Source organism: Marinobacter albus (genome assembly GCF_030238305.1).
Taxonomy (GTDB): Bacteria; Pseudomonadota; Gammaproteobacteria; order Pseudomonadales; family Oleiphilaceae; genus Marinobacter; species Marinobacter albus.
The window spans coordinates 66,768-92,171 of sequence record NZ_JASSQD010000004.1; the positions used below are offsets into that span (position 1 = coordinate 66,768).

The 25,404-nt window shown below is 57.1% G+C and carries 20 protein-coding genes; 7 read left to right on the forward strand and 13 right to left on the reverse strand.

Annotated features, from left to right (window positions below; translation table 11 throughout):
* The 8 genes from QQF73_RS18065 to QQF73_RS18100 form a co-directional block, all read right to left on the reverse strand.
* The coding region (locus tag QQF73_RS18065; protein ID WP_285369052.1) for an ATP-binding protein at positions 1-1,125 on the reverse strand (1,125 nt) is incomplete at its 3' end.
* Positions 1,126-1,178: 53 nt separating this feature from the next.
* On the reverse strand, positions 1,179-2,273 hold the full coding sequence (aroB, locus tag QQF73_RS18070; RefSeq protein WP_219868781.1) for a 3-dehydroquinate synthase: 1,095 nt from the start codon (positions 2,271-2,273) through the stop codon (positions 1,179-1,181).
* Positions 2,266-2,832: a shikimate kinase AroK gene (gene aroK, locus QQF73_RS18075; protein ID WP_219868780.1), complete on the reverse strand. Its 567-nt coding sequence runs from the start codon at positions 2,830-2,832 to the stop codon at positions 2,266-2,268. Before aroK ends, aroB begins: the two co-directional genes overlap by 8 nt.
* A gap of 137 nt (positions 2,833-2,969) precedes the next feature.
* On the reverse strand, positions 2,970-5,033 hold the full coding sequence (locus QQF73_RS18080; protein WP_219868779.1) for a type IV pilus secretin PilQ: 2,064 nt from the start codon (positions 5,031-5,033) through the stop codon (positions 2,970-2,972).
* Between the two features lie 65 nt (positions 5,034-5,098).
* Complete coding sequence (locus tag QQF73_RS18085; protein ID WP_219868778.1) at positions 5,099-5,647, reverse strand: pilus assembly protein PilP; 549 nt, start codon at positions 5,645-5,647, stop codon at positions 5,099-5,101.
* Between the two features lie 2 nt (positions 5,648-5,649).
* On the reverse strand, positions 5,650-6,261 hold the full coding sequence (locus tag QQF73_RS18090; RefSeq protein WP_219868777.1) for a type IV pilus inner membrane component PilO: 612 nt from the start codon (positions 6,259-6,261) through the stop codon (positions 5,650-5,652).
* Positions 6,261-6,824: a PilN domain-containing protein gene (locus tag QQF73_RS18095; protein WP_285369053.1), complete on the reverse strand. Its 564-nt coding sequence runs from the start codon at positions 6,822-6,824 to the stop codon at positions 6,261-6,263. Before QQF73_RS18095 ends, QQF73_RS18090 begins: the two co-directional genes overlap by 1 nt.
* On the reverse strand, positions 6,824-7,888 hold the full coding sequence (locus QQF73_RS18100; protein ID WP_219868775.1) for a pilus assembly protein PilM: 1,065 nt from the start codon (positions 7,886-7,888) through the stop codon (positions 6,824-6,826). Before QQF73_RS18100 ends, QQF73_RS18095 begins: the two co-directional genes overlap by 1 nt.
* Positions 7,889-8,083: 195 nt before the next feature.
* Here QQF73_RS18100 and QQF73_RS18105 point away from each other — a divergent pair, with 195 nt between their 5' ends.
* Positions 8,084-10,582: a penicillin-binding protein 1A gene (locus QQF73_RS18105; RefSeq protein WP_285369054.1), complete on the forward strand. Its 2,499-nt coding sequence runs from the start codon at positions 8,084-8,086 to the stop codon at positions 10,580-10,582.
* A gap of 85 nt (positions 10,583-10,667) precedes the next feature.
* On the opposite strand, the gene QQF73_RS18110 is transcribed toward QQF73_RS18105, so the two are convergent.
* Together QQF73_RS18110 and rpmE are read right to left on the reverse strand one after the other, a co-directional pair.
* Positions 10,668-11,933 (reverse strand): malic enzyme-like NAD(P)-binding protein, encoded by a 1,266-nt coding sequence (locus QQF73_RS18110; protein ID WP_285369055.1) that lies wholly within the window; start codon positions 11,931-11,933, stop codon positions 10,668-10,670.
* Positions 11,934-12,151: 218 nt separating this feature from the next.
* Positions 12,152-12,376, reverse strand: coding sequence for a 50S ribosomal protein L31 (gene rpmE, locus QQF73_RS18115; protein WP_218637502.1), 225 nt, complete (start codon positions 12,374-12,376; stop codon positions 12,152-12,154).
* 263 nt (positions 12,377-12,639) lie between these two features.
* Here rpmE and QQF73_RS18120 point away from each other — a divergent pair, with 263 nt between their 5' ends.
* From QQF73_RS18120 to hslU, 6 genes are all read left to right on the forward strand, one after another.
* On the forward strand, positions 12,640-14,814 hold the full coding sequence (locus QQF73_RS18120; RefSeq protein WP_219868772.1) for a primosomal protein N': 2,175 nt from the start codon (positions 12,640-12,642) through the stop codon (positions 14,812-14,814).
* A gap of 155 nt (positions 14,815-14,969) precedes the next feature.
* On the forward strand, positions 14,970-16,553 hold the full coding sequence (locus QQF73_RS18125; RefSeq protein WP_219868771.1) for a hypothetical protein: 1,584 nt from the start codon (positions 14,970-14,972) through the stop codon (positions 16,551-16,553).
* 135 nt (positions 16,554-16,688) lie between these two features.
* Complete coding sequence (argS, locus tag QQF73_RS18130; protein ID WP_219868770.1) at positions 16,689-18,374, forward strand: arginine--tRNA ligase; 1,686 nt, start codon at positions 16,689-16,691, stop codon at positions 18,372-18,374.
* A 9-nt stretch (positions 18,375-18,383) separates the two neighbouring features.
* Positions 18,384-19,019: an SPOR domain-containing protein gene (locus tag QQF73_RS18135; RefSeq protein ID WP_219868769.1), complete on the forward strand. Its 636-nt coding sequence runs from the start codon at positions 18,384-18,386 to the stop codon at positions 19,017-19,019.
* A 112-nt stretch (positions 19,020-19,131) separates the two neighbouring features.
* Positions 19,132-19,662 (forward strand): ATP-dependent protease subunit HslV, encoded by a 531-nt coding sequence (hslV, locus tag QQF73_RS18140; RefSeq protein WP_219868768.1) that lies wholly within the window; start codon positions 19,132-19,134, stop codon positions 19,660-19,662.
* Positions 19,663-19,674: 12 nt separating this feature from the next.
* On the forward strand, positions 19,675-21,003 hold the full coding sequence (gene hslU / locus QQF73_RS18145) for an ATP-dependent protease ATPase subunit HslU (RefSeq protein ID WP_285369056.1): 1,329 nt from the start codon (positions 19,675-19,677) through the stop codon (positions 21,001-21,003).
* Positions 21,004-21,052: 49 nt separating this feature from the next.
* Here hslU and QQF73_RS18150 read toward each other — a convergent pair whose 3' ends face one another.
* From QQF73_RS18150 to QQF73_RS18160, 3 genes are all read right to left on the reverse strand, one after another.
* On the reverse strand, positions 21,053-22,294 hold the full coding sequence (locus QQF73_RS18150; protein ID WP_219868766.1) for a patatin-like phospholipase family protein: 1,242 nt from the start codon (positions 22,292-22,294) through the stop codon (positions 21,053-21,055).
* 118 nt (positions 22,295-22,412) lie between these two features.
* Positions 22,413-24,719 carry a phosphoenolpyruvate--protein phosphotransferase gene (gene ptsP, locus QQF73_RS18155; protein WP_219868765.1) on the reverse strand — a complete coding sequence of 769 codons (2,307 nt, stop codon included), beginning with the start codon at positions 24,717-24,719 and terminating at the stop codon, positions 22,413-22,415.
* Positions 24,720-24,734: 15 nt separating this feature from the next.
* A complete protein-coding gene (locus QQF73_RS18160) occupies positions 24,735-25,265 on the reverse strand; it encodes an RNA pyrophosphohydrolase (protein ID WP_219868764.1) in 531 nt (176 codons plus the stop codon).
* Positions 25,266-25,404: the final 139 nt, after the last annotated feature.

Genomic DNA, 25,404 nt, shown 5'->3' on the forward strand with positions numbered 1-25,404 from the left:
CTCTGGCTCTGGCTCTGGCTCTGGCTCTGGCTCTGGCTCTGGCTCTGGCTCTGGCTCTGGCTCTGGCTCTGGCTCTGGCTCTGAAAAAGTATCACCGACAACGTCCGCCACGGCAGAGCCATCCTCAAGCATTCGAGTTTCGGCGGGATCATTCACCACAGGCGACTCAGGTCCCACTGTTATACTTTTCCGGACAGGTTCCGGCTGCGCTGCTTTCGAGACTTCCACCGAAACCGATTCGTCGTACTGCGTGGAGACAAACCACCAGGATCCAGCCAGCAGCGCTAGCGCCAGCACCGGAAAGCCCAGCCTCTTTAACGATAGAATCCGCGAGTTACCTGCCTTTGACACCGAGGACACCATATCCAGCCAAACCCCGGGCGTGATCCGCTTGAGTCGGCCAAAACTGCCCTGACTCAGGGTGTGAATCGTGGCCACATTGGTCGGACTCAACAGCTCACGGGGGTTACCACCCGCCAGATGAACTCTGGGCTCCAAGTAGGCCACCACCTCCTCCCTCGTCAAGGGGCGGAGATGGATCTGGTGAACATTTGCCGATACCGGATCAAGTGCCAGCCGGCCAACAAGAGCATCACTCCCGGACAACACCGGCACCGCCGCGGACGCTCGCTCCGACGCCAAAAATCCTGCCAGGATGAGCTTTAGCAAATCCGTCGGAGCACTATCTGCATCGTCTATCAGCAAGACCATGCGCTGGCCTTTTCGGGCCCGGGACTCTGACCAGTGAAAGAAGCTGTAAACCGCTTCACGAGGACTCTGCTCTGCCCGAAACGATGACGGTGCGAGAGCCTTGAGGACTGCGGAGAGCGACTTGGAACTGGTGAGTGCAGAGACGGGAATACGATGGAAATCAAGACGGGCTGATTCGCTCCGGACAAGCTCCGCCAGCAAGCGGGTCTTTCCCGACCCGGGCGCTCCGGTCAGCAGCAGCGCCATATCGCCAAAGCCACATAGGTGGCGCAGCGTTTCCAGGGCATGGTGGCGCATCGCGTCCGGAAAAAAGGGCGCCTCCATTTCCAAAGGATTGGCCCGGAATCCGTACCGCTGCTGCAGGCGGGGGAAAAGCCCGCCTGCATCCAGACTGTTCAAGCTCTCTTCAGTCACCACGGCTTCCCTGTTGTTAGGTCCGACCTTGTCAGAGCGACGAGTATCGGTCGTTAACCGGACCGACAAAAACGGGCAAGGGTTGCATCAAGATTGTCAGCAGCCGCATCGCCGGTTACGACGGCATGCCCGATGCCATCAAGCAGAACGAGACGCAGCTCGCCATCTACATTTTTCTTGTCGACGGACATAAGTTCCATGAAATCACCGGGCGTCATGCCTGCCGGCGGCAATTCGGGGAGCCCCGCTCGGCGGATCAGGGCCGCGGCCCTGTCGCACTGCTCACGGCTGATCATACCTTCCCGAACCGACAGGTCGGCCGCCATGATCATCCCCGTCCCTACTGCCTCGCCGTGGAGCCAGTTGCCATAACCGGCATAGGTTTCAATGGCATGGCCAAAAGTATGCCCCAGATTCAATATGGCCCGAAGTCCGCCTTCGCGCTCATCCCGGGCCACCACCTCTGCTTTGCAGGCGCAGGAACGGTAAATGGCCTCAGCAATGGCCGAAGCGTCCAGAGCCACAAGCCTGTCCATTTCTGCCTCAAGCCAGTCCAGAAACCGGATGTCGCGAATCAACCCATATTTAATGACCTCAGCGAGGCCGGCCGATACCTCCCTTGGTGGCAGCGTGCAGAGGCTGTCTGTATCGATCAGGACAGCCTCAGGCTGATGGAAAGCTCCCACCATGTTTTTCCCGAGCGGGTGATTAATCCCGGTCTTGCCACCCACCGACGAGTCCACTTGGGACAAGAGCGTCGTTGGCATCTGAATAAAGTGTACGCCTCTCTGATAGCAGGCCGCCGCAAAACCGGTCATATCTCCGACCACGCCCCCACCGAGCGCGACAAGGGTGGTTTTACGGGTATGCCTGCTCTCAAGCAAACCGTCGAAGATCATGTTCAGGGTCTGCCAGTCTTTGTACTTCTCGCCGTCGGGCAGAACGACGGTGTCAATCTGTTTGCCGGGAAAACAGCCAACGGCCCGGTCGAGGTAGAGCGGCGCCACCGTCTCGTTGGTGACGATCATTACCTGGGAGCCGGACACAAAGGAGGACAGGTCATAACTGCCAAGAAGCCCCTGCCCGATGATTATCGGATAGCTTCGTTCACCGAGCTCCACGGTCAGCTCATGCAATACTCTAGACATGATTCCGTCCTTCCTTGCGTACTTGTCTCTTGTGACGAGGGGTCCGTGGCTTCATCCTGTTGACGAGTTGCCGGACCACGAGCCGCGGGCTCTTTCGATCCGTGTGCATCGTGATGTCTGCCAACTGGGAATACAAAGGATCCCGGATCGAAAAAAGTTTGCGCAAGACCGCCTCGGGATCATCATTCTGCAACAATGGACGGTTGCGATCCTTTCTGGTGCGTTCAACCTGCTGCTCAATCGAGGTCTTGAGATAGACCACTACAGCATCCTGTTTGAGCAACTGGCGGTTTTCAGGCCGCATCACGGCCCCACCGCCGGTCGCCAGAACCGTTTTCGCTTCAGAAGCGAGCTCTTCCAACATCGCAGTTTCACGTTGCCGAAAACCTTCCTCCCCCTCCACGTCAAAAATCCAGGGAATGTTTGCTCCGCAGCGCTCCTCAATGATGCGATCAGAGTCCAAGAAACGATAGCCCAGTTCTTTGGCAAGCATCCGGCCAATCGTACTCTTTCCGGCACCCATGGGGCCGACCAGGACAACGCGTTTGGGCAAAGACATAACTTCCGCTCAATTGTGTTCAGGCGGGTGAGAATATCACAGCGCTGCAAATTCCATAAACTTCAGGTTCCGTCCCACCAACGGATTGGCACAAAAAAGCCGCCGGTTTTACGCGGCGGCTTTTTCTCACCTTCAACTTACTGAATCAGGTCGTTCTTGATGATCTTTGGAGTGATGAAGATCAGCAGCTCACTTCGCTCATCAATGTGCTCTGTACGTTTGAAGAGACGGCCAAGGTATGGAATGTCACCAAGGAACGGGGTCTTGGTGGTCTGGGTTGCGACCTCAGACTGGAAAATACCACCCAGCACCACGGTCTCGCCATTGCCGACCAGCACCTGGGTTGTCACTTCGTTCGTGTTTATGGAAGGAATGCCCGCCGTCACTTCACCACGAGAATCCTGATTCACAACCAGATCCATAATGATCTTGTCATCCGGCGTGATCTGCGGCGTCACTTCGAGCGACAGCACGGCTTCCTTGAAGGATACGGAGGTCGCACCGCTGGAGGAAGCCTCCTGATACGGAATCTCTTCACCAGACTTGATGGATGCGGTCTGACGATCAGCGGTTACAACGCGAGGCTGGGACACCACTTCCGCCTGACCATCGCTCTCCAAGGCAGACAGCTCGAGATCCACCAGGAAATCGTCGCTGCCCCAACCGATGGCGAATGAGGATGCGCCGTCGCCGGTTACACCAAGATCAACCGCCAAGGCACCCGGGAAGGTGATGGTGTTGTTGGTACCACCAGCAGCCTGGCGGGCTTCTTCAACAGCCCCTTGAGAGCCGCCGACCGAAAACACATTATCGCCACTCACGTTATAGGCCGCGCCCCCCCAACGAATACCTAGATCTTCTGCAACGTTAGTCTGGGCACGCACGATGCGAGCCTCGATGGAAACCTGCCGCACTGGGACGTCCCACGTCGAAACAAGACGACGGATTTCTTCAAGCTTTTCCGCAGTCTCGCGCACACTGATGGTGTTGGTACGAACATCGGAGGAAACAAAGCCCCGATCGGAAATCAGCTCTTTATCGGCTTCAATCAAGGCAACAACGTCCGCCGCCTTGGCGTAATTCACCTGAATGATATCGAGACGCACCGGCGCAAGTTCTGCGATCTGTTTGGTGGTCTCCAGTTCGAGCTTCTCACGCGCAGCAATTTCGTCTGCCGGCGCAACGAGGAGAACGTTGCCAATCTGGCGCTTGTCCAGGCCTTTGGTCTTGAGAATCAGGTCGAGAGCCTGATCCCATGGAACATTCTGAAGACGCAGGGTAATGCTTCCGCCCACTGTGTCACTGGCCACCAGGTTCAGGCCGGTGAAGTCTGCAATCAACTGCAGCACGGAGCGGACCTCAATGTCCTGGAAGTTAAGAGAGAGCTTGTCGCCGGTGTACGGGAATTTCTCCTCCCGGCGGGCTTCGGCTTCCTGCTCGGTCAACCTTTCAACACTGACGGTAAACTGACTGCCCGACTGATAGGCAATATAGTCGTAGCTTCCTTCTGGACGAATCTCGACAACGGCGTTGCCATCCTGCATGTAGGTGTCGATGCGATTAACCGGCGTCGCAAAATCCGTGACATCGAGACGACGGCGAAGATTTTCGGGAACCGAAACGCCCGACATGGTCAGGCGGATCTTGCCACCCAGTTCGGACAGGTCAACGGGGGTACTCTCGCTGCCAAGATCCACGACCACACGCCCCTCGCCGTCCTTGCCACGACGAAAGTCGACGCCTGCCAGTGTGTTCGGGCGAGAAGCCCTAGACGACTGCGACGAAGCTGCGCCAGACGACTGAACCGTCTGCTGCACGCTTCCCTCACCGCCAATGGTCATGACCAGGGAATTCCCCGAGCGAACCGTGTCGTAGGGAACAAGTTCAACCAGATTGAAGATCAGGCGTGTTCGATCCTTGGTTTCGACAACGGTCATGCTCTGAGCGTTGCCTGAGCCCAGGGGAATGCTGCGACTGTCAAGACCGCTGGCCGTGTCACGGAGATCGACGGCAATCCGGGCTGGACGCTCGATGGTATAACCCGTTGGCTCCGGCGGTTGACCGTCGAAGGCAAGCGTCACCTCCAGGCGATCTCCCGGTAGCGACGAAAATGACACGTCTTCCAGCGTGACCGCATTGGCCAGGCCGGACAACAACCCAAAAGCAATCACGCCGACGTATACATTGAGTTTCTTAAACATCGCTAGCCTCGACCCCAAACTTTTTTGTTCGTGCATGTTTCTTTCATTCTTCATCCTGCCGCTCCTTAGCCTTCTTCTTCGTTTAGCGTCAGGGAGCGCGGACGCTCAACCCATCCACCCCGGCCATTCGGAACGATCTCAATCAGTTCTATGCGGGTTTCATTCACACCGACAATCCGGCCGTAATTCTGCCCCATATAATTACCTGTGCGGACCCGGTGTATACCGCCTGCCGCATCCTGGACCAGCGCAAACAGGTTACCGGACGTACCCTGCAGCGTTCCCACCATATCCAGCTCTTTCAGGTCAAAGTTTTCGAGAACCTCTCTGGGCCTGTCCAGATTTGGCTCCACATCACTCACCGGCTGCTCGTCAACCATGGTGAGCTGAACATCAATAGGCGGCTCGAAAGGTGCTCGTCGGTCGGCAGCTGAGTAACTAAAAGATTCATATGCCTTGAACTCTGGCAAGGGCTCGACGTGCCCTCGAGGCCTGTCCCGCGTGTCCGCCATGAATTTGTCGAGGTCCGAAAAGCCGCTGCCTTGGGAGCAAGCCGTCAAAAGGGATACCAAGGAAATACCCAGCCAGGCTTTTCCCGCATGCGTTTTTGCCATGCTCATTCTCCAGCCCGGTAGCGGTACGTACGGGCGAGAACCTGCATATCAAGCTCTTCCCCGTCTCCGCCAGATGGTTTGATGGTTAAATCATGCAGAGTAACAATCCGAGGAAGACTTGCGACACTGCTTACGAAGGATGCCAGCTCGTGATACGTACCTGACACTCTAATATTGATCGGAAGTTCGGCATAAAAATCGCGCTGCCGCTCAGACTGAAGCTTCACTTCGCGCAACGCTAAACCATTTCCCAGAGCGGTGTTGGTGATATCTTCCAGCAAACCGGGAACTTCCGTTTCACTAGGTAGTTGACGTACCAGAGCGCCGAAGGTTTCCTCCATTTCAGCCATCTGTGCCTTGAAAACTTCAAGGTTGGCGACCCGGTACGCCTTCTCCTCGTATTTCTTGCGCAGGTCCTGTTCGGTCTTTTCTACCCGATCAAGCTGGATGTACTGGTCCTTGATAAAGAACCAGTAACCGCCACCCACAATCAGACCAAAAACAATGAGCACAACAATGGCTTTGACCGGAGCCGGCCATATGCCAGCGTTATTGACATCCAGATCGTTGATATCAAATTCGTTAAGACTTTTGAGAGAGTCCGCGAGGCTCATTACTTATCCTCCGCTTCGGGCTCGGGCGTTTTCTGCTGCACCGACAGGTTAAACTGGCTGTATCCGGCACGACGATTGTCGGCTTCTGCTACGTTGGAAAGACTCGGATCGGCGAACCAGTCAGACTCTTCAAACTGCCGCATGAGCGTCGAGATTCTGCTGTTGGATTCGGCCATGCCGACAATTGAGAGCTTATCTTCCGTTTTCTTGAGATCTGTATAGAACAGACCGTCAGGCAGCGTACGGACCAACTCATCAAACACCCGCACGATCACCGGGCGCGTGCCCTGCAGGTCCTGGATCACCTGCATGCGAGCAAGGAGCTCATCGCGCTTGCGCTTGAGGCTTTCGATTTCCCGAATCTGTTCATCCAACTTCTTTGTTGCAGTTTCAATGTAGGCGTTCCGCGACTGCTGATAGGCAATGCGGCTGTCCATATCGGTTTTCCATAGAAACACGAGGCCTGCGGCTATGATCGCAGCGCCGAGAATCATCACAACGAACTGCTTCTGCTTTTCCGCCCGTAGCTCTTCGCGCCAGGGCCTCAGGTTAATATTCGCCATCAGTCGAAACTCCTCATTGCCAGACCACAGGCAATCATCAGCGAGGGAGCATCATTACTAAGCGAAGATGCGTTTACCCGTGACCCTACCGCCATGTCTGCAAACGGGTTTGCGACAACGGTAGGCGTTCCTGTCTTTTCCTCGACCATTTCTGTCAGCCCCTGAATAGAGGAAGTACCACCTGCCAGAACCACATAGTCGACAGCATTGTACTGACTGGCACCAAAGAAGAATTGAAGTGCCCGGGCAACCTGCTGAACAACCGCTTCCCGGAACGGCGTGAGCACCTCGGACTCGTAATCGTCAGGCAATCCACCCTGTTTCTTGGCAAGTCCCGCCTCCTCCAGCGACAATCCATAACGACGCTGAATTTCCTCGGTAAGTTGTTTGCCTCCGAAGATCTGTTCGCGGGTGTAAACGGTTTTACCGCCTGCGAGTACGCTGAGCGTGGTCATGGTGGCACCCACATCAACGATGGCCACCACCAGCTCCTCACCTTGGGAATCGAGCTGAGGCTCGATCAGAGTGAAGGCACGCTCAAGAGAGTAGGCTTCCACATCAACGATCTTGGCGGTGAGGGAGGCAATTTCGAGGGCGTCTTCGCGAATATCGACGTTTTCCTTCCGGCACGCTGCCAGCAGAACATCGACCTGGTCGGGATTACTTTCCGACGGCCCCTGGACCTCAAAGTCTATTGCAACTTCGTCGAGCGGATATGGAATGTACTGATCCGCCTCGAGGGCGATCTGATCTTCCATTTCAAACTCGTTGAGTCCTCCATCCATCTGGATGGTCTTGGTAATCACCGCAGAGCCCGACACCGCGACCGCAACCTGTTTTACGCCGGTACGCGACTTCGAGGCGACGCGCTTGAGCACCTCGCCAACGGCTTCGACATCGGTGATGTTTTTCTCAACGACGGCATTCGCCGGCAACGGCTCAACCGCGTAGCTCTCGACCTTGAAGCGGTCGCCCTGCTTTGACAGCTCCAGAAGTTTGACCGAACTGGAACTTACGTCCACGCCCAGCACTGCACTGGATTTCTTTCCGAACAATCCGAACACGCGCTCACCCTATACCTGGTTAGATGCACCCGGTTAAGTTACTTATGTGTTTTTTATTTAAGAGAATTTCTTCAGAATTCCGTCTACAATGCCCTTTCTTCTTTAATTGAGAGGCATTGCGGCGGTGAAGCGACTCATCCTTCCTAAAGCAATTTCTCAAATGATAGACCTATATCCAACAGTTGTCAGAAAAAAATGTCTCATTTGTTGCGCACATCTCGCCTTTTTGCATGGTTATTTCTCACCGGCCTGAGCGTCACTGTAATCGTCACCTCAGGACTCTATCTTTATCTTCGCCCCGGACTTCCGCCGGTGGAGCAACTGCTAGATATCAAGTTGCAGACGCCGCTCCGGGTGTACAGCAAAGACAGCAGATTAATAGCAGAATTCGGTGAAAAGAGAAGGGCACCGATCACAATCGAACAGATCCCAACAATTCAGTTACAAGCCTTTTTGGCCGCAGAGGATGCGCGGTTTTACGAGCACTTCGGGGTCGACATCAAAGGCCTGGCGCGGGCTGCAATCGAACTGGTCTCTACCGGCTCCATCCAGTCCGGGGGCAGCACCATCACAATGCAGGTTGCAAAAAATTACTTTTTGTCACGCGACAGGACCTTTATTCGGAAGTTCAACGAGATACTTCTCGCTCTTCAGATTGAGCGTGAACTCGACAAAAACCGAATCCTGGAGCTGTATCTGAATAAGATCTACCTCGGCAATCGCGCCTATGGGATCGCAGCCGCAGCGCAGGTTTACTACAACAAACCCGTTGCCGAGCTTTCACTGGCCCAAATGGCGATGCTTGCGGGCCTGCCCAAAGCGCCGTCTGCATTTAACCCCCTCGCCAATCCGGACCGCGCCCTCATCCGGAGAAACTGGATACTTGGCCGAATGCGCGACCTGGACTTCATCACCGGCGACGCCTATGACCTTGCCGTCACCGCACCGCTGACCGCCGGCTACAACGCCACGGATGTTGAGGTGGATGCCGACTATGTGGCGGAAATGGCGCGCTCCGCCATCGTCCAGCGCTTCGGCGATGGCGCCTACACTGACGGCTACACGGTAACCCTGACCGTGGACAGTCTCAAACAGCAGACTGCCACTGACGCACTCCGGGAAGGCCTGGAAGCCTACGACCGCCGACACGGCTTCAGGGGACCGATCGGGCAGATCGATCAGGAAACCCTGGAGGAGACCACCCCGTCGGACCTCGTCCTGAATTACCCCAAAGTCGCATCACTCACGCCCGCACTGGTAACCGGCATCAAGGATGAGACACTGAGCGTGCGAGTCCATGCCCGGGGTGTGGGTGATGCAGTGATGCCCTTTGACACCATGACCTGGGCAAGGCGTTACAAGACGGAAGATCTGCGCGGCCCCGAACCGGAAAAGCCGTCGGACGTCCTTGCCGTTGGCGATGTGGTCTACGTCCATATCAATGAGAAAGCACCGGGCGGCGAAGGGAAAGAAACACTCCCGACTGTAGCTCTGGCACAAGTGCCCCGTGCGGAAGGCGCGCTCATCTCGCTGGACGCTGATACTGGGGCGATACAGGCGCTTGCCGGCGGCTACAGCTTCCGGCAAAGCAAATACAACCGTGCAGTCCAGGCGAAACGGCAGCCGGGCTCGACCTTCAAGCCGTTCCTGTACTTGAACGCACTGGAAAACGGCATGACACCGGCGACCATCTACAATGATGCGCCGATCGTCTTCGACGACTCGGAACTGGAAACCGCCTGGCGGCCGCAGAATTCCTCCGGCCAATTCTATGGCCCGACTCGACTGCGCGAGGCCCTCTACCGGTCGCGGAACATCGTTTCCATCCGACTCCTCAGGGATGTCGGTATCCAGAAGACGCTGGACTACCTGAAACAACTGAAGATCCCGGTCGACAACATGCCTGACAACCTCTCGCTGTCACTCGGCAGCGGCCAATTGACCCCGATGGAGCTGGCCCGCGGCCTTGCCGTTATCGCAAATGGCGGCTACGACGTGCAGCCGTATCTCATCGAGCGCATCGAGGACGTCAACGGCGATACTGTTTATCAGGCACCCGAAACCATACTCTGTGACCAAAATTGCGATGAGCTGGCAGCCTCGGCAACACCCAATTCTGAGGGGGCAGCCGCTGGCACCTCGGAGGCTGAACTGGAAAGTGTACCCTCAGCCAGTGAGTCAGCGCCGGAAGTGCGGGTGATGCGACGCCTGGCTGATGAGCGCTCGGTGTACATTCTCCACTCGATGATGCGGGACGTTATTCGGCTGGGCACGGGACGACGAGCGCTCGCCCTCGGGCGCACGGATATCGCCGGGAAGACCGGCACGACCAACGAACAGAAAGATACCTGGTTCGCGGGCTTCAACCATGAGGTCGCCACGACGACGTGGGTCGGCTTCGATCAGCCAGCCCCGCTGGGACGACGAGAATTCGGCGCCAGCACCGCTCTGCCGATCTGGATTGACTATATGGAAGTCGCGCTGAAGGGAACCCCACCAGCCACGATGCCCCGCCCTAACGGGATTGTGAACATCCGGATAAATCCGGAAACTGGCAAGCGCGCCAGGCCTGGCGAGGACGGCGTATTTGAGGTCTTCAAGGAAGAGGACGCCCCCGCCCCGCTCACCGCAGAGGACGAGGACGAACGCAACGGCAACGGTAGCGGCGACGGCCTCTCACGCCAAATCTTCTGACCCTAACAACCCGACAGGCACCAGAGGCAGACACAAAAAAACCGGCGGGATCACCGCCGGTTTTTTTATTTCCCTGAACGAAGAATCAGATGATGTCGTCCATGGACTTCAGCGGGTAGTGCGCCGGGTACGGGTTGCGAGCCACACCAGAATCAACCGCTGCGCGAGCAACAGCTGCAGGCACAACTTCAAGCAGACGCACATCCATCGGCTTCGGAATGATGTACTCTTTGCCGAACTCGAAGCTATCCACGCCATATGCCTCACAGATTTCCTGAGGCACAGGCTCTTTGGCCAGTTCGCGAATGGCGTTGACTGCAGCAACCTTCATCTCTTCGTTGATTGCGGTAGCACGAACATCCAATGCGCCACGGAAGATGAACGGGAAGCCCAGAACGTTATTCACCTGGTTTGGGTAGTCCGAACGGCCGGTCGCCATGATGAGATCATCACGGGTAGCCAGCGCCACTTCCGGGCTGATCTCCGGATCGGGGTTTGAACAGGCAAACACGATGGGGTTGGGCGCCATCAACTTGAGCTGGTCCGCAGTCAGCAGATCCGGGCCCGACAGCCCCAGGAACACATCCGCGCCATCAATCGCGTCGTCCAGTGTGCGGCGGTCTGTATCATTGGCGAACATCGCCTTGTACTGGTTCAGATCATCACGACCAGAGTGGATCACACCCTTTCGGTCGAGCATGAAGATGTTTTCAGAGCGAATACCGCAGCTGATCAGCAGCTTCATGCAAGCGATAGCTGCCGCACCTGCTCCAAGGCAGACAACTTTCGCTTCTTCAATTTTTTTACCCTGCAGCTCAAGAGCATTGATCATGCCGGCTGCAGTTACGATTGCGGTGCCGTGCTGGTCATCATGGAAAATGGGCACGCTGCACTTTTCGATCAGCGCACGCTCTATCTCAAAGCATTCCGGTGCCTTGATGTCTTCCAGGTTGATACCACCGAAGGTGTCAGCAATACGCTCGACCGTTTCGATAAACGCCTGCGGGCTTTCGGAATTGACTTCGATATCGAAAACATCAATTCCGGCAAAGCGCTTGAACAGTACGCCTTTGCCTTCCATAACCGGCTTACTTGCCAGCGGACCCAGGTTGCCCAGACCAAGAATCGCGGAACCGTCAGAGATTACAGCCACCAGATTTCCCTTGGCGGTGTACTTGTATGCGTTCTCCGGGTCCTTTGCGATCTCGCGGACCGGTTCGGCAACCCCGGGGCTATACGCCAAAGAGAGATCGCGGGAGGTCTTGGTTGGCTTGGTGATTTCTACACTCAGCTTACCAGGCCGCGGCTTGGCGTGATATTCAAGGGCTGCTTCTTTCAGATCTTGAGACATTGCCACTGTTCCGTTTGTCACGTTTAAAGGTAATGAACCGCAAAGCACTGCTCAGCGGAGCGCGCCATTATGGCGCGACCGCCCCCAAACGACAAGTGCCAACCGGCCAATTTGTGACCAGTCAATAGTGCAAATTGCGTATGTCTTTTTTGACTACACGCGAGGATCAAGACATAAAAAAAGCGCCCGGAGGCGCTTTTCTGACCAGAGTCGCTTGATCAGTCTTTCTTGCCGCCAGCAATGCGGCCGCCGAAGCGCTTCTGGAAACGGTCGATACGACCACCGGTATCCATAACCTTCTGCTTACCCGTGTAGAATGGGTGGCACTGGGAGCAAACGTCCAGCTGCAGGTCATGGCCGATCGTGGAACGGGTCTTGATGACGTTGCCGCAAGAGCAGGTCGCGGTGACGTCTTCGTACTTGGGATGGATACCTTCTTTCATGGCGAACCTCGTTAGGTCATGCCGCCACCTGATCACGGGGCCTTCAATTGCCCGGGCGCCAGGCACCGCATGTTTGAATCAATTGAGAAGACGGGGCACAATCATGCCCTGCCGGAAACAGACCGCGAATCTTACTTGCAAATGCAATAACAGGCAAGCACCGCAGGGATTTCCGCCCCGCCTGCACCAGCAAGGGTCACCTATAGCTGGGCACCTAAAGGATACGCAAATACCGTGACCCCCGACTCTCACTGGAGCAATCTGTGTCGTCCATTGCACGAATCGCCCTGAATCGCCCGCTAAGGCGGCTGTTCGACTACCGGATTCCCGAGGGCCTTGACCTCGTTCCAGGGCAAAGAGTCCAGATACCGTTCGGACGCCAGCAGGCAACCGGCATAGTCGTTGAAACCGGCGTCAACCCGCCAGCCGGTATCACCATCAAGCCCGTAACCTCGGCCATTGAACCTTGGCCGGCGCTCCCTGATGAGACATTCCAATTGCTGAATTGGGCCAGCAATTACTACCAACACCCGCTTGGCGAATGCCTCTTTACCGCTCTACCCGCCTCCTTACGGAAGGGACGAGCCGCCGAAGAAAAACCGGAACAGTGGTGGACAGCGGTCGGCACCGGAGAAGAACTCCCGAACAACGCCCATAAACAAAGGGCCCTGCTGGCCTGGCTGACCGACAGAGAAAACGGGGCGTCCGACCGGGACATCACCCAGGCAGGATACACCCGGGCGCAACTCAGAGCACTTCACGACAAGAAGCTGATTGAGCCCCATTCCCGCGCCATCAGCTACAGCGCGACTACTGACGCGGACATCGACAGCAGGGTGCCGGCACTGTCGGCCGCGCAAGTCGAAGCCGCCCGCGAACTTGCCCCGCCCGGGGACGGCTTTAGCGCCTCGCTTCTCTATGGCATCACCGGGAGCGGGAAAACGGAGCTCTATCTTCATTACTTGAAAACGAACCTGGAGGCGGATCAACAAGCCCTGGTTCTGGTGCCGGAGATCAATCTCACACCTCAGACGGTTGCTCGTTTTCGCCATTATTTCGGCGACCGCATTGTGGTCTGGCACTCGGCACTCAATGACGGTGAACGGCTCTCCACCTGGCTGAAAATCCGACACGGCGAACCGGTTGTACTGATCGGGACCCGTTCAGCTGTGCTGCTTCCCTTTACCGGCCTGAAGACCATTATCGTCGATGAGGAACATGACAGCTCCTATAAGCAGGGGGAAGGCTTCCGTTACTCTGGCAGGGACGTAGCCGTTTACCGGGCGCACCTGAACGGTTGCCCGGTGATCCTGGGCTCGGCAACCCCCTCGCTGGAATCTTATTACAACGCAAAACAGCAAAAATACCGCCTTGTTCGACTGGAAGAACGAGCCGGAAATGCCCAGCCGCCGGAAATCTGTCTGCTCGACATTCGCAGCCGGCCGCTGGAGGGAGGCTTTTCAAAACCCGCCCTCGAGGCTATCCGGAAAACCCTGGAAAACGGGCAACAGGCGCTGGTGTTTGTGAATCGTCGGGGTTTTGCCCCGGTGATGATGTGTTTTGATTGCGGCCACATGGTGGAATGCCCCCGGTGCGACACCCGGCTTACCTACCACCGACGGGATCGCGCCATGCGCTGCCACCACTGCGATTACCAGACGGCCGCCACTGACCATTGCCCCGAATGTCACAGTGAAGCATTCAAACCCGTTGGCGAGGGGACTGAGCGAAGCGAGGACATTCTCGCGACCACATTTCCCGAGACCCCCATCGTCCGAGTTGATCGCGACAGCACCCAGCGCAAGGGCAGCATTCAGGGCATCCTGAACACTGTAAACACCGGCAAGCCCTGTGTTCTGGTTGGCACCCAGATGCTTGCCAAAGGCCACGACTTCCCGGGCGTCACGCTTGTTGTGGTGGTCAACGCTGATGGCGGCCTGTTCAGCGTCGACTTCAGGGCGCCTGAGCAGCTTATCCAGACCCTGCTTCAGGTCAGCGGCCGGGCGGGCCGAGGTAGGGTGCCCGGAAAGGTCCTGGTTCAGACCTGCCACAGCGACCACCCCCTGCTTCGCACTCTGTGTAATGGACGCTACCTGGACATGGCCGATCAGCTTCTGGCGGAGCGAGAGGCCGGCCAATTCCCGCCTTTCCGCGCCATGGCCATCTTTCGGGCGGAAGCCGACTCCATGGAGCAAGGCCTTACCCTGCTCGACTCCATCAAACCACTCACACAAGCCCGGGGGATCGACGTCTGGGGCCCGTTACCCGCGCTGATTGCCCGGCGCGCCAACCGCCATCGTTCCCAACTGGTCCTCAATGCTGACAACAGGAAGCGTCTGAATTTCTTGCTGAAAGGAATATGCGAACAGCTGGATCAGCGAAAGCTTCCTGGTAACCTGAAATGGATGATTGACGTTGATCCGCAGGAAACTGGCTAACTTTTCTCAATTTTCCGAATTTTCACACCATTTCACACTTCAAGGGCGTCCCGGGATTTGCAAATCAAACGCCTGTGCTAATATCTGATTCGCATATGAACATGTCTTTTATGTAAACAGATCATATATGTGATTCTCATGCAGGGAATTCACTTATGGATGACTGCAAAACCAAACGGAAATCATGGAGATTGGAAATGTCAGGGAAGTTCCTTGCGCGTACGTCAGCAATATCGCTGGCACTGATTCTTGCCGCCTGCGGTGGCGATGATGCATCTGCCCCCCTTGCAAACTCAGGCTCCGGCAACAGTTCGGGCTCAACGGGTGACGCCACGACTGATGAAGGGTCTACGAGCACCCCGGAAACTAAATCGATAGCAATTGGCATTAACTCTGGCAGCGGTTTTGTGGATGGCCAGGTATCGGCGTCCACCGTCAATCTGGGATCAGGAGGAAAAGCCTACCTGGAGGTCACAGTAGTAGACCAGAATGACGCCAACAGCCTGGTTACCGGAGAAAGTATCGAAGTTACTTTCTCCTCCCCCTGCCTGGACAATGCCAGGGCATCACTGTCCGCCAATCCAGTCACAGTGTCTTCAGGTTTCGCCAGGACTACATACACGGCAATGGGCTGTGCGCCTCAGGATCTGGTAACGGCAACAGTCGCAGGGGCGGAGGCCAGCGTGGTGCTGAACATTGCACCTCCTGAGGCCGTTGATCTGGTCGCATCCCAGCCGCAACCCAATTCAATCGCGCCGAACGGACAATCGATCGAGGGCCGGAAAAGTGTCTCTAAAGTCACTTTCACACTCGAGGATGAATCCGAAAATGGCATCCCCGGATCTACCGTTAACTTTTCACTGTTTCCCGCAGACACTGATCTGAAACTTACCCAAACAAGCGGCGAAACAGACGATGCCGGGCAGGTTGTGGCGAGCGTAGAAGCCGGAACGACCAATGCGGTTGTTCGTGTCGTAGCCACGACAACGAGCTCTTCGGGCGACACCATCTCAACGACCTCTGCCCCTATCGCGGTTAACTCCTACATCCCGACTGAGGCGAACTTCTCCCTGAGCATTGATAATTTCTTGCCGAATGCCATGAACATTGACGGCGTGACAGTCGGTGTAACTATCTCCGCGGCAGACCGGTACGGGGATGCGATTCGAGGCAACACCATCGTTAACTTCACCACCTCCAACGGCTCGATTACGCCGGACTGCGAACTCGACGACGGTGGCAAATGTAACGTGACATGGTCCAGCCTCGCAACGCGGGAAGCTCGTCCGATAATCTACGCTTACACGCAGGGCGAACGAGTAACCTCAGGCACAGACTGTTTCTTGCCGACGAGCACCTGTACCTATGAGCCGACAACCGTTGAGCAGGCCGCAGCTATCGTGCAATCCAGCTCCGATAACGTGACAGTATCGCTGGCCAATACTTCCGGCAACGAATACTGTGCGACAACGTCCGTGGTAGTGCGCGACGGCGGTACAACCGCATCCGTGGTGCCTCCCTCTGGCACAACCATCGAGTTTACGGCAACCGATGGCACAATCATTAACGAAAGCCAGGCGTCCAAAACCATCGGAACAGGGTCGGCACTGGTCTTCGAAACAGGACTTACCACCTGTGTTTTCGCGGAAGCAAACGCGAGCCCTGAGGGAATACCAAGACTCAATGTTGTTGTAACCCCTCCCGGCGGAGATATCGCGGAGGCCTTTACGGCACTCTAATTAATATCCTTCCAGCCCGGCAACTGCCGGGCTTTTTGCTTGCCGCTCAACTTTCCGCGATAATACCCGCCTTCTGTTTCCAACGGGCGCCCTGCCCTAACTCCAATTCTCCAGTAAACCGAGTCATCCGACAGCATGAAAGAGACCGTTTCCGATCTGCTCCAGTCCGCGCTGGCTTCCCTTCAATCCGAGGGCATCCTGCCTGCCGACGAGGCATTTACACCGCAAGTGGGCAACACCAAGGACAAATCCCACGGCGACTACGCCTGCAACATCGCCCTGGTAGCAGCAAAGGCTGCTGGTTGCCCACCCCGGAAACTCGCCGAAGCACTGATCGATCGACTACCGCAGAGCGAAGCTGTCCGGAAAGTGGAAATTGCCGGCCCCGGATTCATCAATTTCTTCATGAGTACCGCCAGTGCTTTCGAGGTCGTGAACACGATCCTCGAGCAAACCGACCGGTTTGGCCGCAACAACAGCGGCCAGGGTGAAAAGGTGCAGGTTGAGTTTGTCTCTGCGAACCCGACCGGCCCCCTGCACGTCGGTCACGGTCGCGGCGCCGCAATCGGTGACTGCCTCTGCCGGCTACTGGAAGCGAACGGGTATAACGTCACCCGCGAATTCTACTACAACGATGCCGGTGCCCAGATCAACAACCTGGCGCTGTCAGTGCAATCCCGGGTAAAAGGATTGACCCCCGACGATGACAGCTGGCCCGCGGATGGCTATCGCGGAGACTACATCGTCGATGTGGCAGAGGCCTACCTGGCCGGCGAGACCGTGACCGCCGACGACCGCGAGGTCACCGCCAAGGCAGATCCGGATGACCAGGACGCCATACGCGAATTCGCCGTCGCCTATCTGCGCCGGGAGCAGGACCTGGACCTGAAGGCATTTGGCGTGCATTTTGACGTTTATTTCCTTGAGTCGTCCCTGTACGACGAGGGCAAGGTGGAAGCAACGGTCAATCGTCTGCGGGATAACGGTTTCACCTACGAGCAGGACGGCGCCATGTGGCTGAAGACCACCGAATTCGGCGACGACAAGGACCGGGTGATGCGCAAGAAGGACGGTGGCTATACCTACTTCCTGCCCGATGTCGCCTACCACCTCAACAAGTGGCAACGGGGCTTCACCACCGTCATCAACGAACAGGGTGCCGACCACCACTCCACGGTTACCCGGGTCAGGGCCGGACTGCAGGCCCTCAATGCCGGCATTCCGAAGGGCTGGCCCGATTACGTTCTGCACCAGATGGTGATGGTGACCCGATCGGGCCAGGAGGTGAAAATTTCCAAGCGGGCCGGCAGTTATGTCACCGTACGGGACCTGATCGACGAAGTTGGTCGGGACGCGACGCGGTTCTTCCTCGCCGCCCGTCGCGTCGACTCGCAATTGACCTTCGATATCGATCTGGCGCGATCCCAGACCAATGAGAATCCGGTGTATTACATCCAGTATGCTCATGCTCGCATCTGCAGTGTTCTGCGAAAACTCGCGGAGGAAGGTGCAGAGCGGGAACGCAACCAGTGCGTGGGTGACCTGTCGCTGCTGACTCTGGACGAGGAGAAAGAGCTCGCCAATCAACTCGCCAAGTACCCGGAACTGATTGCTAACTCCGCAGCTCAACGGGAACCGCATCATTTGACCCACTATTTGCGGGAGTTGGCGGGCCAGTTCCATACTTACTACAACGCTCACAAGGTACTCATTGAAGATACGGCAATTCGCGATGCCCGCGTGAGCCTCTACCTTGCGATTCGCCAGGTAATTGCCAACGGCCTCGATCTGCTGGGTGTCAGCGCTCCGGAAGAGATGTAAGTAACGACCATGTCCCGAGATTACGCCCGAAAAAACCGCTCGGCCTCGCCTTCCGCGACATCACAGAAAAGGCGCGCCAAGCCTTCGCCCAGCCCAAGGAAGCGGACTGCGCCGGCGGCACCCGCACGATCCCAGCACGGGGGCCTGTCGGTGAAATGGATCCTTTCACTGGCTGCGGTTGGCGGCTTCATCGGCTTCATTGTCTACCTGAACTCCCTGCCAACCGGCAGTGCACCGCAGGCAACGCAAGCCCCGGCCACCAAGACAGAGAGCAGCCAGTCACAAACGGTCGCCGAACCCGAGGAAAAAAAGCCCGGTTTCCGCTTCTATGAAATGCTCCCGGAATCCGAGGTCGTGCCGCCCAAGGTTGACGAGTACACCCCTGGCCCTGTGAAGCAGGATTTCACCTACCTGGTGCAGTCCGGCTCCTTCCGAAGCAAGGGCGACGCCGAGCGCCAAAGAGCCCAGATCGCCTTCCAGGGCCTGCGCGCCACTGTGCAGCGCATTGACCTGGACAGCGGATCCATCTGGTACCGTGTCAACGTGGGCCCTTTCACCTCACGGAGCCAGATGAATTCGGCGATCGACAAGCTGGTATCGATCAATATCCAGCCCCTCATCCGGAAAATTCCGAAGGAAGGTTAACCTGAACCCTGGGGAGAGCTTTTCGCGCTGTCGACAGGCTCTCCACTTGAATTCTCCTCCCACGCCTCCATAACTGCCCAATACCGATTTCAATCAGGCAATTGGAGCCCAAATGACTACCATACTTTCGGTCCGCCGCGATGATGAAGTTGCCATGGGTGGCGACGGCCAGGTTTCCCTGGGCAATACGGTAATGAAGGGCAATGCCCGAAAGGTTCGCCGCTTATACAATGGCAAGGTGATTGCCGGTTTCGCCGGCGGCACTGCCGACGCGTTTACCCTGTTCGAACGATTTGAGGCCCAGTTGGAAAAACATCAGGGTAACCTGACCCGGGCGGCAGTCGAGCTGGCGAAGGACTGGCGAACAGACCGGGCCCTACGCCGCCTGGAAGCGCTTCTAGCGGTAGCAGATAAAACCGCATCTTTGATCATTACCGGCAATGGCGATGTCATCGAACCCGAGGAGGGTCTGATAGCCATCGGATCCGGCGGCCCATTTGCCCAGGCGTCAGCGCGAGCCCTGCTGGAAAACACCGAACTCTCTGCCCACGAGGTTGTGGAAAAAGGGTTGGATATCGCAGCTGATATCTGCATCTACACCAACCACAATCGCACCCTCGAAGTGCTGTCTACCAACGAGTGACCCGGAGCGACCATGTCTGCAATGACACCCCGTGAGATTGTCCACGAGCTGAATAAACACATCGTGGGCCAGGAAGAAGCCAAGCGGGCGGTGGCCATCGCCCTGAGAAATCGCTGGCGTCGGATGCAGCTGGATAGCACCCTGCGCGACGAAATCACCCCAAAAAACATCCTGATGATCGGCCCCACCGGCGTCGGTAAAACCGAAATTGCTCGACGGCTGGCGAAATTGGCCGCCGCCCCGTTCCTCAAGGTGGAAGCCACCAAGTTCACCGAAGTCGGCTACGTCGGGCGGGACGTGGAGTCAATCATCCGGGACCTGGCCGACATGGCCATCAAGATGCTGCGCGAGCAGGAAATGAAACGTCATGAGCACCGTGCTCTTGATGCCGCGGAGGAACGCATTCTGGACGCCCTTCTGCCTCCGGCGAGAGATTTCCAGCAAGACAGCCAGCGCAGCGAGGATTCCTCTACCCGGCAGCTGTTTCGCAAAAAACTGCGCGAGGGCGAGCTGGACGACAAGGAAATTGAAATCGACCTCAGCAGCAGCGGGGCCGGCGTCGAGATCATGGCGCCTCCGGGAATGGAGGAAATGACGAATCAGCTCCAGAGCATGTTCTCCAACCTGTCTTCCGACAAGCGCAAGACCCGGAAAATGAAGGTAAGTGACGCGCTGAAACGGGTTAAAGACGAGGAAGCGGCCAAACTGGTTAATGAGGAAGAGATAAAGCAGAAGGCCATCCAGGTGGTAGAGCAGAATGGCATCGTTTTCATTGACGAGATCGACAAGGTCGCCAAACGCTCCGAAAACACCTCATCCGACGTTTCCCGCGAAGGCGTCCAACGGGACCTGCTCCCTTTGATCGAGGGCAGCACGGTGAGCACCAAGTACGGCTCGATTCGTACAGACCACATTCTGTTTATCGCCTCCGGTGCGTTCCACCTGTCGAAGCCTTCCGACCTGATTCCGGAGCTTCAGGGCCGGCTGCCGATCCGGGTCGAGCTGGAGGCGCTTTCACCAGAGGACTTCAAGCGCATACTTACCGAGCCAGACGCATCCCTGGTTCAGCAGTATGAGGCGCTCATGGCGACCGAAGGGGTAAAACTGACCTTTGGCGAAGGCGCCATCACCCGCATTGCGGAAGTGGCGTGGAAGGTCAACGAAACCACCGAGAATATTGGCGCCCGGCGGCTGCATACAGTGCTTGAACGGTTACTGGAGAGCCTGTCGTTCGACGCGGGCGATCAGGTCAATGATGGCTTTGAGGTGACCGCCGACTACGTGGACGAAAAGCTGGGAGCCTTGGCCGAAGACGAGGATCTCAGTCGCTACATTCTGTAACTGCGGCAAAACGGGGGGGGTGCGGCAATCGTGCCCCCTGCCTCCGGGTTTACTGGGCCTTGCTGAACAGGTGAGTCACGTTTTCCAGGCCCGATGCGAGCTTTCCCTTCTCGGCCTTTTTCTTCCGGCCTTTGGCCACATAAAGCGGAAGCATCTCCCCGTAGAGACTGGTGCTGATGGTTCGCTGCTCGTCTTCCAGCCGATCCCGGCGAAGCGTTATGCCGTACTTCGCCAGCTTTGGCTCCAGTTCGTCGGCCCGGTTCAACAGGTCCCGACGTGTCATCTGGTAAGCATGCTCACACACCATTCGACGGGACTGGAAGCTGAAGACATTCGAGAAAAACAGCTTGGCGTCATCCCGGGTTGGCTCGAACAGCAGGATATCCTTGTCCGGATAGTCCCGCGCGTATTGCGCAATTCCAGACTGCATCCGGGAGTAAACCATGGTTCGGAACATCTGGGACAGTAAGTTGGGCATGCCAGAGCGTGTCAGCTCACCCGGTTTCATGGTGCCCGCCCGAACCGCAGCACTGGCGTCAATCGGTACCTGGGGATTAACCGCAAACACCAAGTCCGCTCCATCCTCAAACGCTACCGAGGCGTGTAGCCCCTTACGCAGAGTGCCATCGACATAATACCGACCGTCGATATCCACTGGCACATACAGGCCGGGAGACGCAGTACTTGCCTGGATTGCCTTGGAAATCGGTACGTGATCAAAACCGGGCGCACCAAAGCATACGGCCTCCGTGCTTTCGACGTCCGCCGCAACGATATACAGGCTTCGCTTCAACTGCCGGAAATCGTTCGTGCGGCCAAGCATGGTAAATGCCCGCTTGAGATACTCGTGCAAACCCTCGTTATCGAACAGGCCCGCCGGTGCCGCCTGCGCAAGGATCGTCAGTGCCTCAAGAAGACTCTGGTCGTAAGGGTTGTTCACAAACCGCTGGACCGCCGTTGAAACCAGACCCGGGACCGCCAGCAACCGACTGCCCAGCTCTCGAAATGCGGGGCGATAGAAGACTTCAGGGTGGAATGGGTGAACCTCGGCTTCATTGCGAACGAAAATGCGGCACAATTGCGCTGTGGTCATCTGGTTGGCCAGATTGGCCGCCACGAAAGACCCACCGTTAACCCCAACGTAGACATCAATCTCATTGAAATCGAGACCGTCCAGGGCTTCATCCAGCGCTCGCAAGGCACCAATCTCATAAATCCCGCCCAAAGGCCCACCACCGCCGAGGGCAAGCCCTACGCGGGGAGAAGATTTGAGATCGGCTGGAGCTGTCATGATGTTTCCTTTTCCGGTTGGCGTTTCGGGGAATGACTTCCGAATCCGCAGTTACCCATAAACCTATCAGCAGGTTTTAGAGTACTCACCCTATATTCGTTCAAAACGAGACAAACGTTCAGGAAAGGGCCTTTTCAGCAAAGGCAATCGTTGTCGACTTGCCCGGGCGCAGATACCGACCAAAGCCCGCATTCCGCAGAGCGAGGTCAACGCAGCTCTTGATCACATGGGGAGAGTCCAGCAGCAGGACATCCTCCAGCAACTGCATCGCCCATTCCCGGCTGACGCTGCGAATCACCGATTTTACCTTCGGCAGACTGGCCGCGTTCATGGACAGGGAGTCATAGCCCATGGCCATCAGAAGCAACGCGCCACCCGGATCGCCCGCCAATTCGCCGCAGATACCCACCGGCTTGCCAACGACGTGGGCGTCCTGGGCGATGCGAACCAGGGCCTGGAGTACGGCCGGGTGATAAGAGTGGTAGAGCTGGGCGACCCTCGGGTTATTCCGGTCGACCGCCAGCAGGTATTGCGTGAGGTCGTTCGATCCCACCGACAGGAAGTCGACCCGGTCCGCCAGCTCACGAATCTGGTAAACCGCGGCGGGAATCTCAACCATCACGCCCACCTTGGGCATATGGATATCGTACCCCTCCTCCCGGACTTCGTGATAAACCCGGTAGATCAGGTGCAGGGACTCCTCGACTTCCGAGATATTGCTGATCATCGGCAGCATGATCTGGAGATTATTCAACCCCTCGCTGGCCTTAAGCATGGCCCGCACCTGAACAAGGAAAATCTCCGGATGATCAAGGGTGACCCGAATGCCGCGCCAGCCCAGGAAGGGATTTTCCTCCTGAATGGGAAAATAGGTCAGTGACTTGTCGCCCCCGATATCGAGCGTCCGCATCGTGACCGGGCTCGGCGCGAATGCCTCAAGCTGCTCCCGATAATACTCTCTCTGCTCCTGCTCGGACGGGAACCGGTCCTTGATCATGAACGGCACTTCCGTGCGATAAAGACCGATGCCCTCGGCGCCGTGAGACAGGGAACGGACCACATCCGTCATCAGCCCGGTATTCACCAGCAGCGAGACCCGATGATGGTCCGTGGTTTCGCAGGGCTTGTCTCGCAGCACCTCCAGCCCACGAATGAGCTCATCCTCCTCGTCACAAATAGCCTGGTAGAACGCTCTCAGGTCATCCGATGGCGACGCAAATATCTGCCCCTCGAAGCCATCGACCACCAACTCCTTGCCATCCAACTGGTTAACCGGAATATCCACCAGCCCCATGACCGTGGGCACACCCATGGCTCGGGCAAGAATGGCTACGTGAGAGTTACTGGACCCCTTGACGGACACCAGCCCAACGAGCTGCCCCTTCGGCACCTCACCCAACATGGCCGGCGTCAGCTCCTCACTGACCAGTACCGTACGGGCGGGGTACTCCAGGTGAAGCTGCTCACCCTCCTGAAGGTGGGAGAGCAGGCGGCGACCGAGGTCGCGCACGTCGACCGCCCGCTCCTGCAAATAGTGATCATCCATCATTTCGAAATGGCGAATATACTGCTGCACTACTTGTTTCAGAGCCCCCTGAGCCCAAACGCCTTCCCGAATCTGGTTGGCCACTTCCCCGGGCATGGCCTCGTCGCCCAGCATTCTCAGATAGACATCGAACAGGGCCTGTTCCTCGGGGCGTAACTGTGAAGCCAGCCGCTTGGCAACCCGCTCGATGTCTTCGCGCACCGCCTTTACAGCCTCGCGGAAAAGCTCAAGTTCCTGCTCTATGTCCTCGGTGGGCTTTTCCGGCACCACATCAAGATCGGCAGCCGGGTAAACCACAACTCCCTCACCAATCGCCACCCCCGGAGCACCTGGCACACCGCTAAAGCTGACGTCCCGGGCCTCTTCGCCGGTCAATGAAAGCCCGCTGATGGCTCCAGTTGCTTCACTGTGGGCAATAACGCCCGCCAGCTGCGCGGAGACCGTGACCAGAAACGCTTCCTCGCCCTCGTCGAAACAACGGGAGCTTTCCCGTTGCTGCACTACCAGGACGCCGAGCACCCGGCGGTGGTGAATAATGGGAACGCCAAGGAATGACCGGAAACGTTCCTCACCGGTTTCGGGGAAATAGCGATAACGGGGATGGGACGGCGCATCTTCGAGGTTGATCGGCTCCTCTCGAGAACCGACGAGACCAACCAGGCCCTCGGAGTAGGCCAGACTGACCTTGCCCACCGCCTCCCGGTAGAGGCCCTCGGTGGCCATCAGAATATAGCGATTGGTCGCCGGGTCCAGGAGATAGACAGAGCAGACCTCCGTTCCCATGGCTTTTTGCACACGCGACACGATGACATCCAGCGCCTCCTGCAAATCGCGGGCGCTGTTTACCTCTTGTACAAGACTTCGCAGTATGCTCAGCATGGCGGGGTCAATCCGTCATTTCTGGTGTTCCTTAAAGCGCCGAGTCTGCTCGCTCCGATGCCACTGCTCCATGTTGTAGAACAGTCGTGGCGCGAGTTCTCTCAGCGCACGTCGATACACTTCCCGTTTAAACGAGACTACCTGGCCGAGCGGGTACCAGTAACTAACCCACTGCCAGCCATCAAACTCCGGCGAATCGGTACCGTCCACGCACACCTGCGCGTCCGGTGACAGCATCCTCAGCAGGAACCATTTCTGTTTTTGACCCACGCAAACGGGGTGGGAATTATGGCGAACCATCCTCCGGGGAAGCCGGTACCTGAGCCAGCCTCGCGTGCAGCTGATGATTTCCACATCGCCGGCACCCAGACCGATTTCCTCACCAAGCTCCCGATACAACGCCTCTTCCGGTGATTCTTCGTGTTTGATACCACCTTGCGGAAACTGCCAGGAGTCCTGCCCAATTCGCCTCGCCCAGAGAACCTCGCCCCTGTGGTTAGCCAGAATGATTCCGACGTTGGGTCTGAAACCGTCTGAATCAATCACGGCACAGTCCTCTTAAAAGTCGGCAGACCGGTACAAAAATCAACCGGTCGGATTTATCCAAGTTGCTCTCATTCTTGCAGAAACCCAAGGGTTCGGCAAACGAAGCCGCAATCGCCGGGTCGTGATAGACTGACGCCCT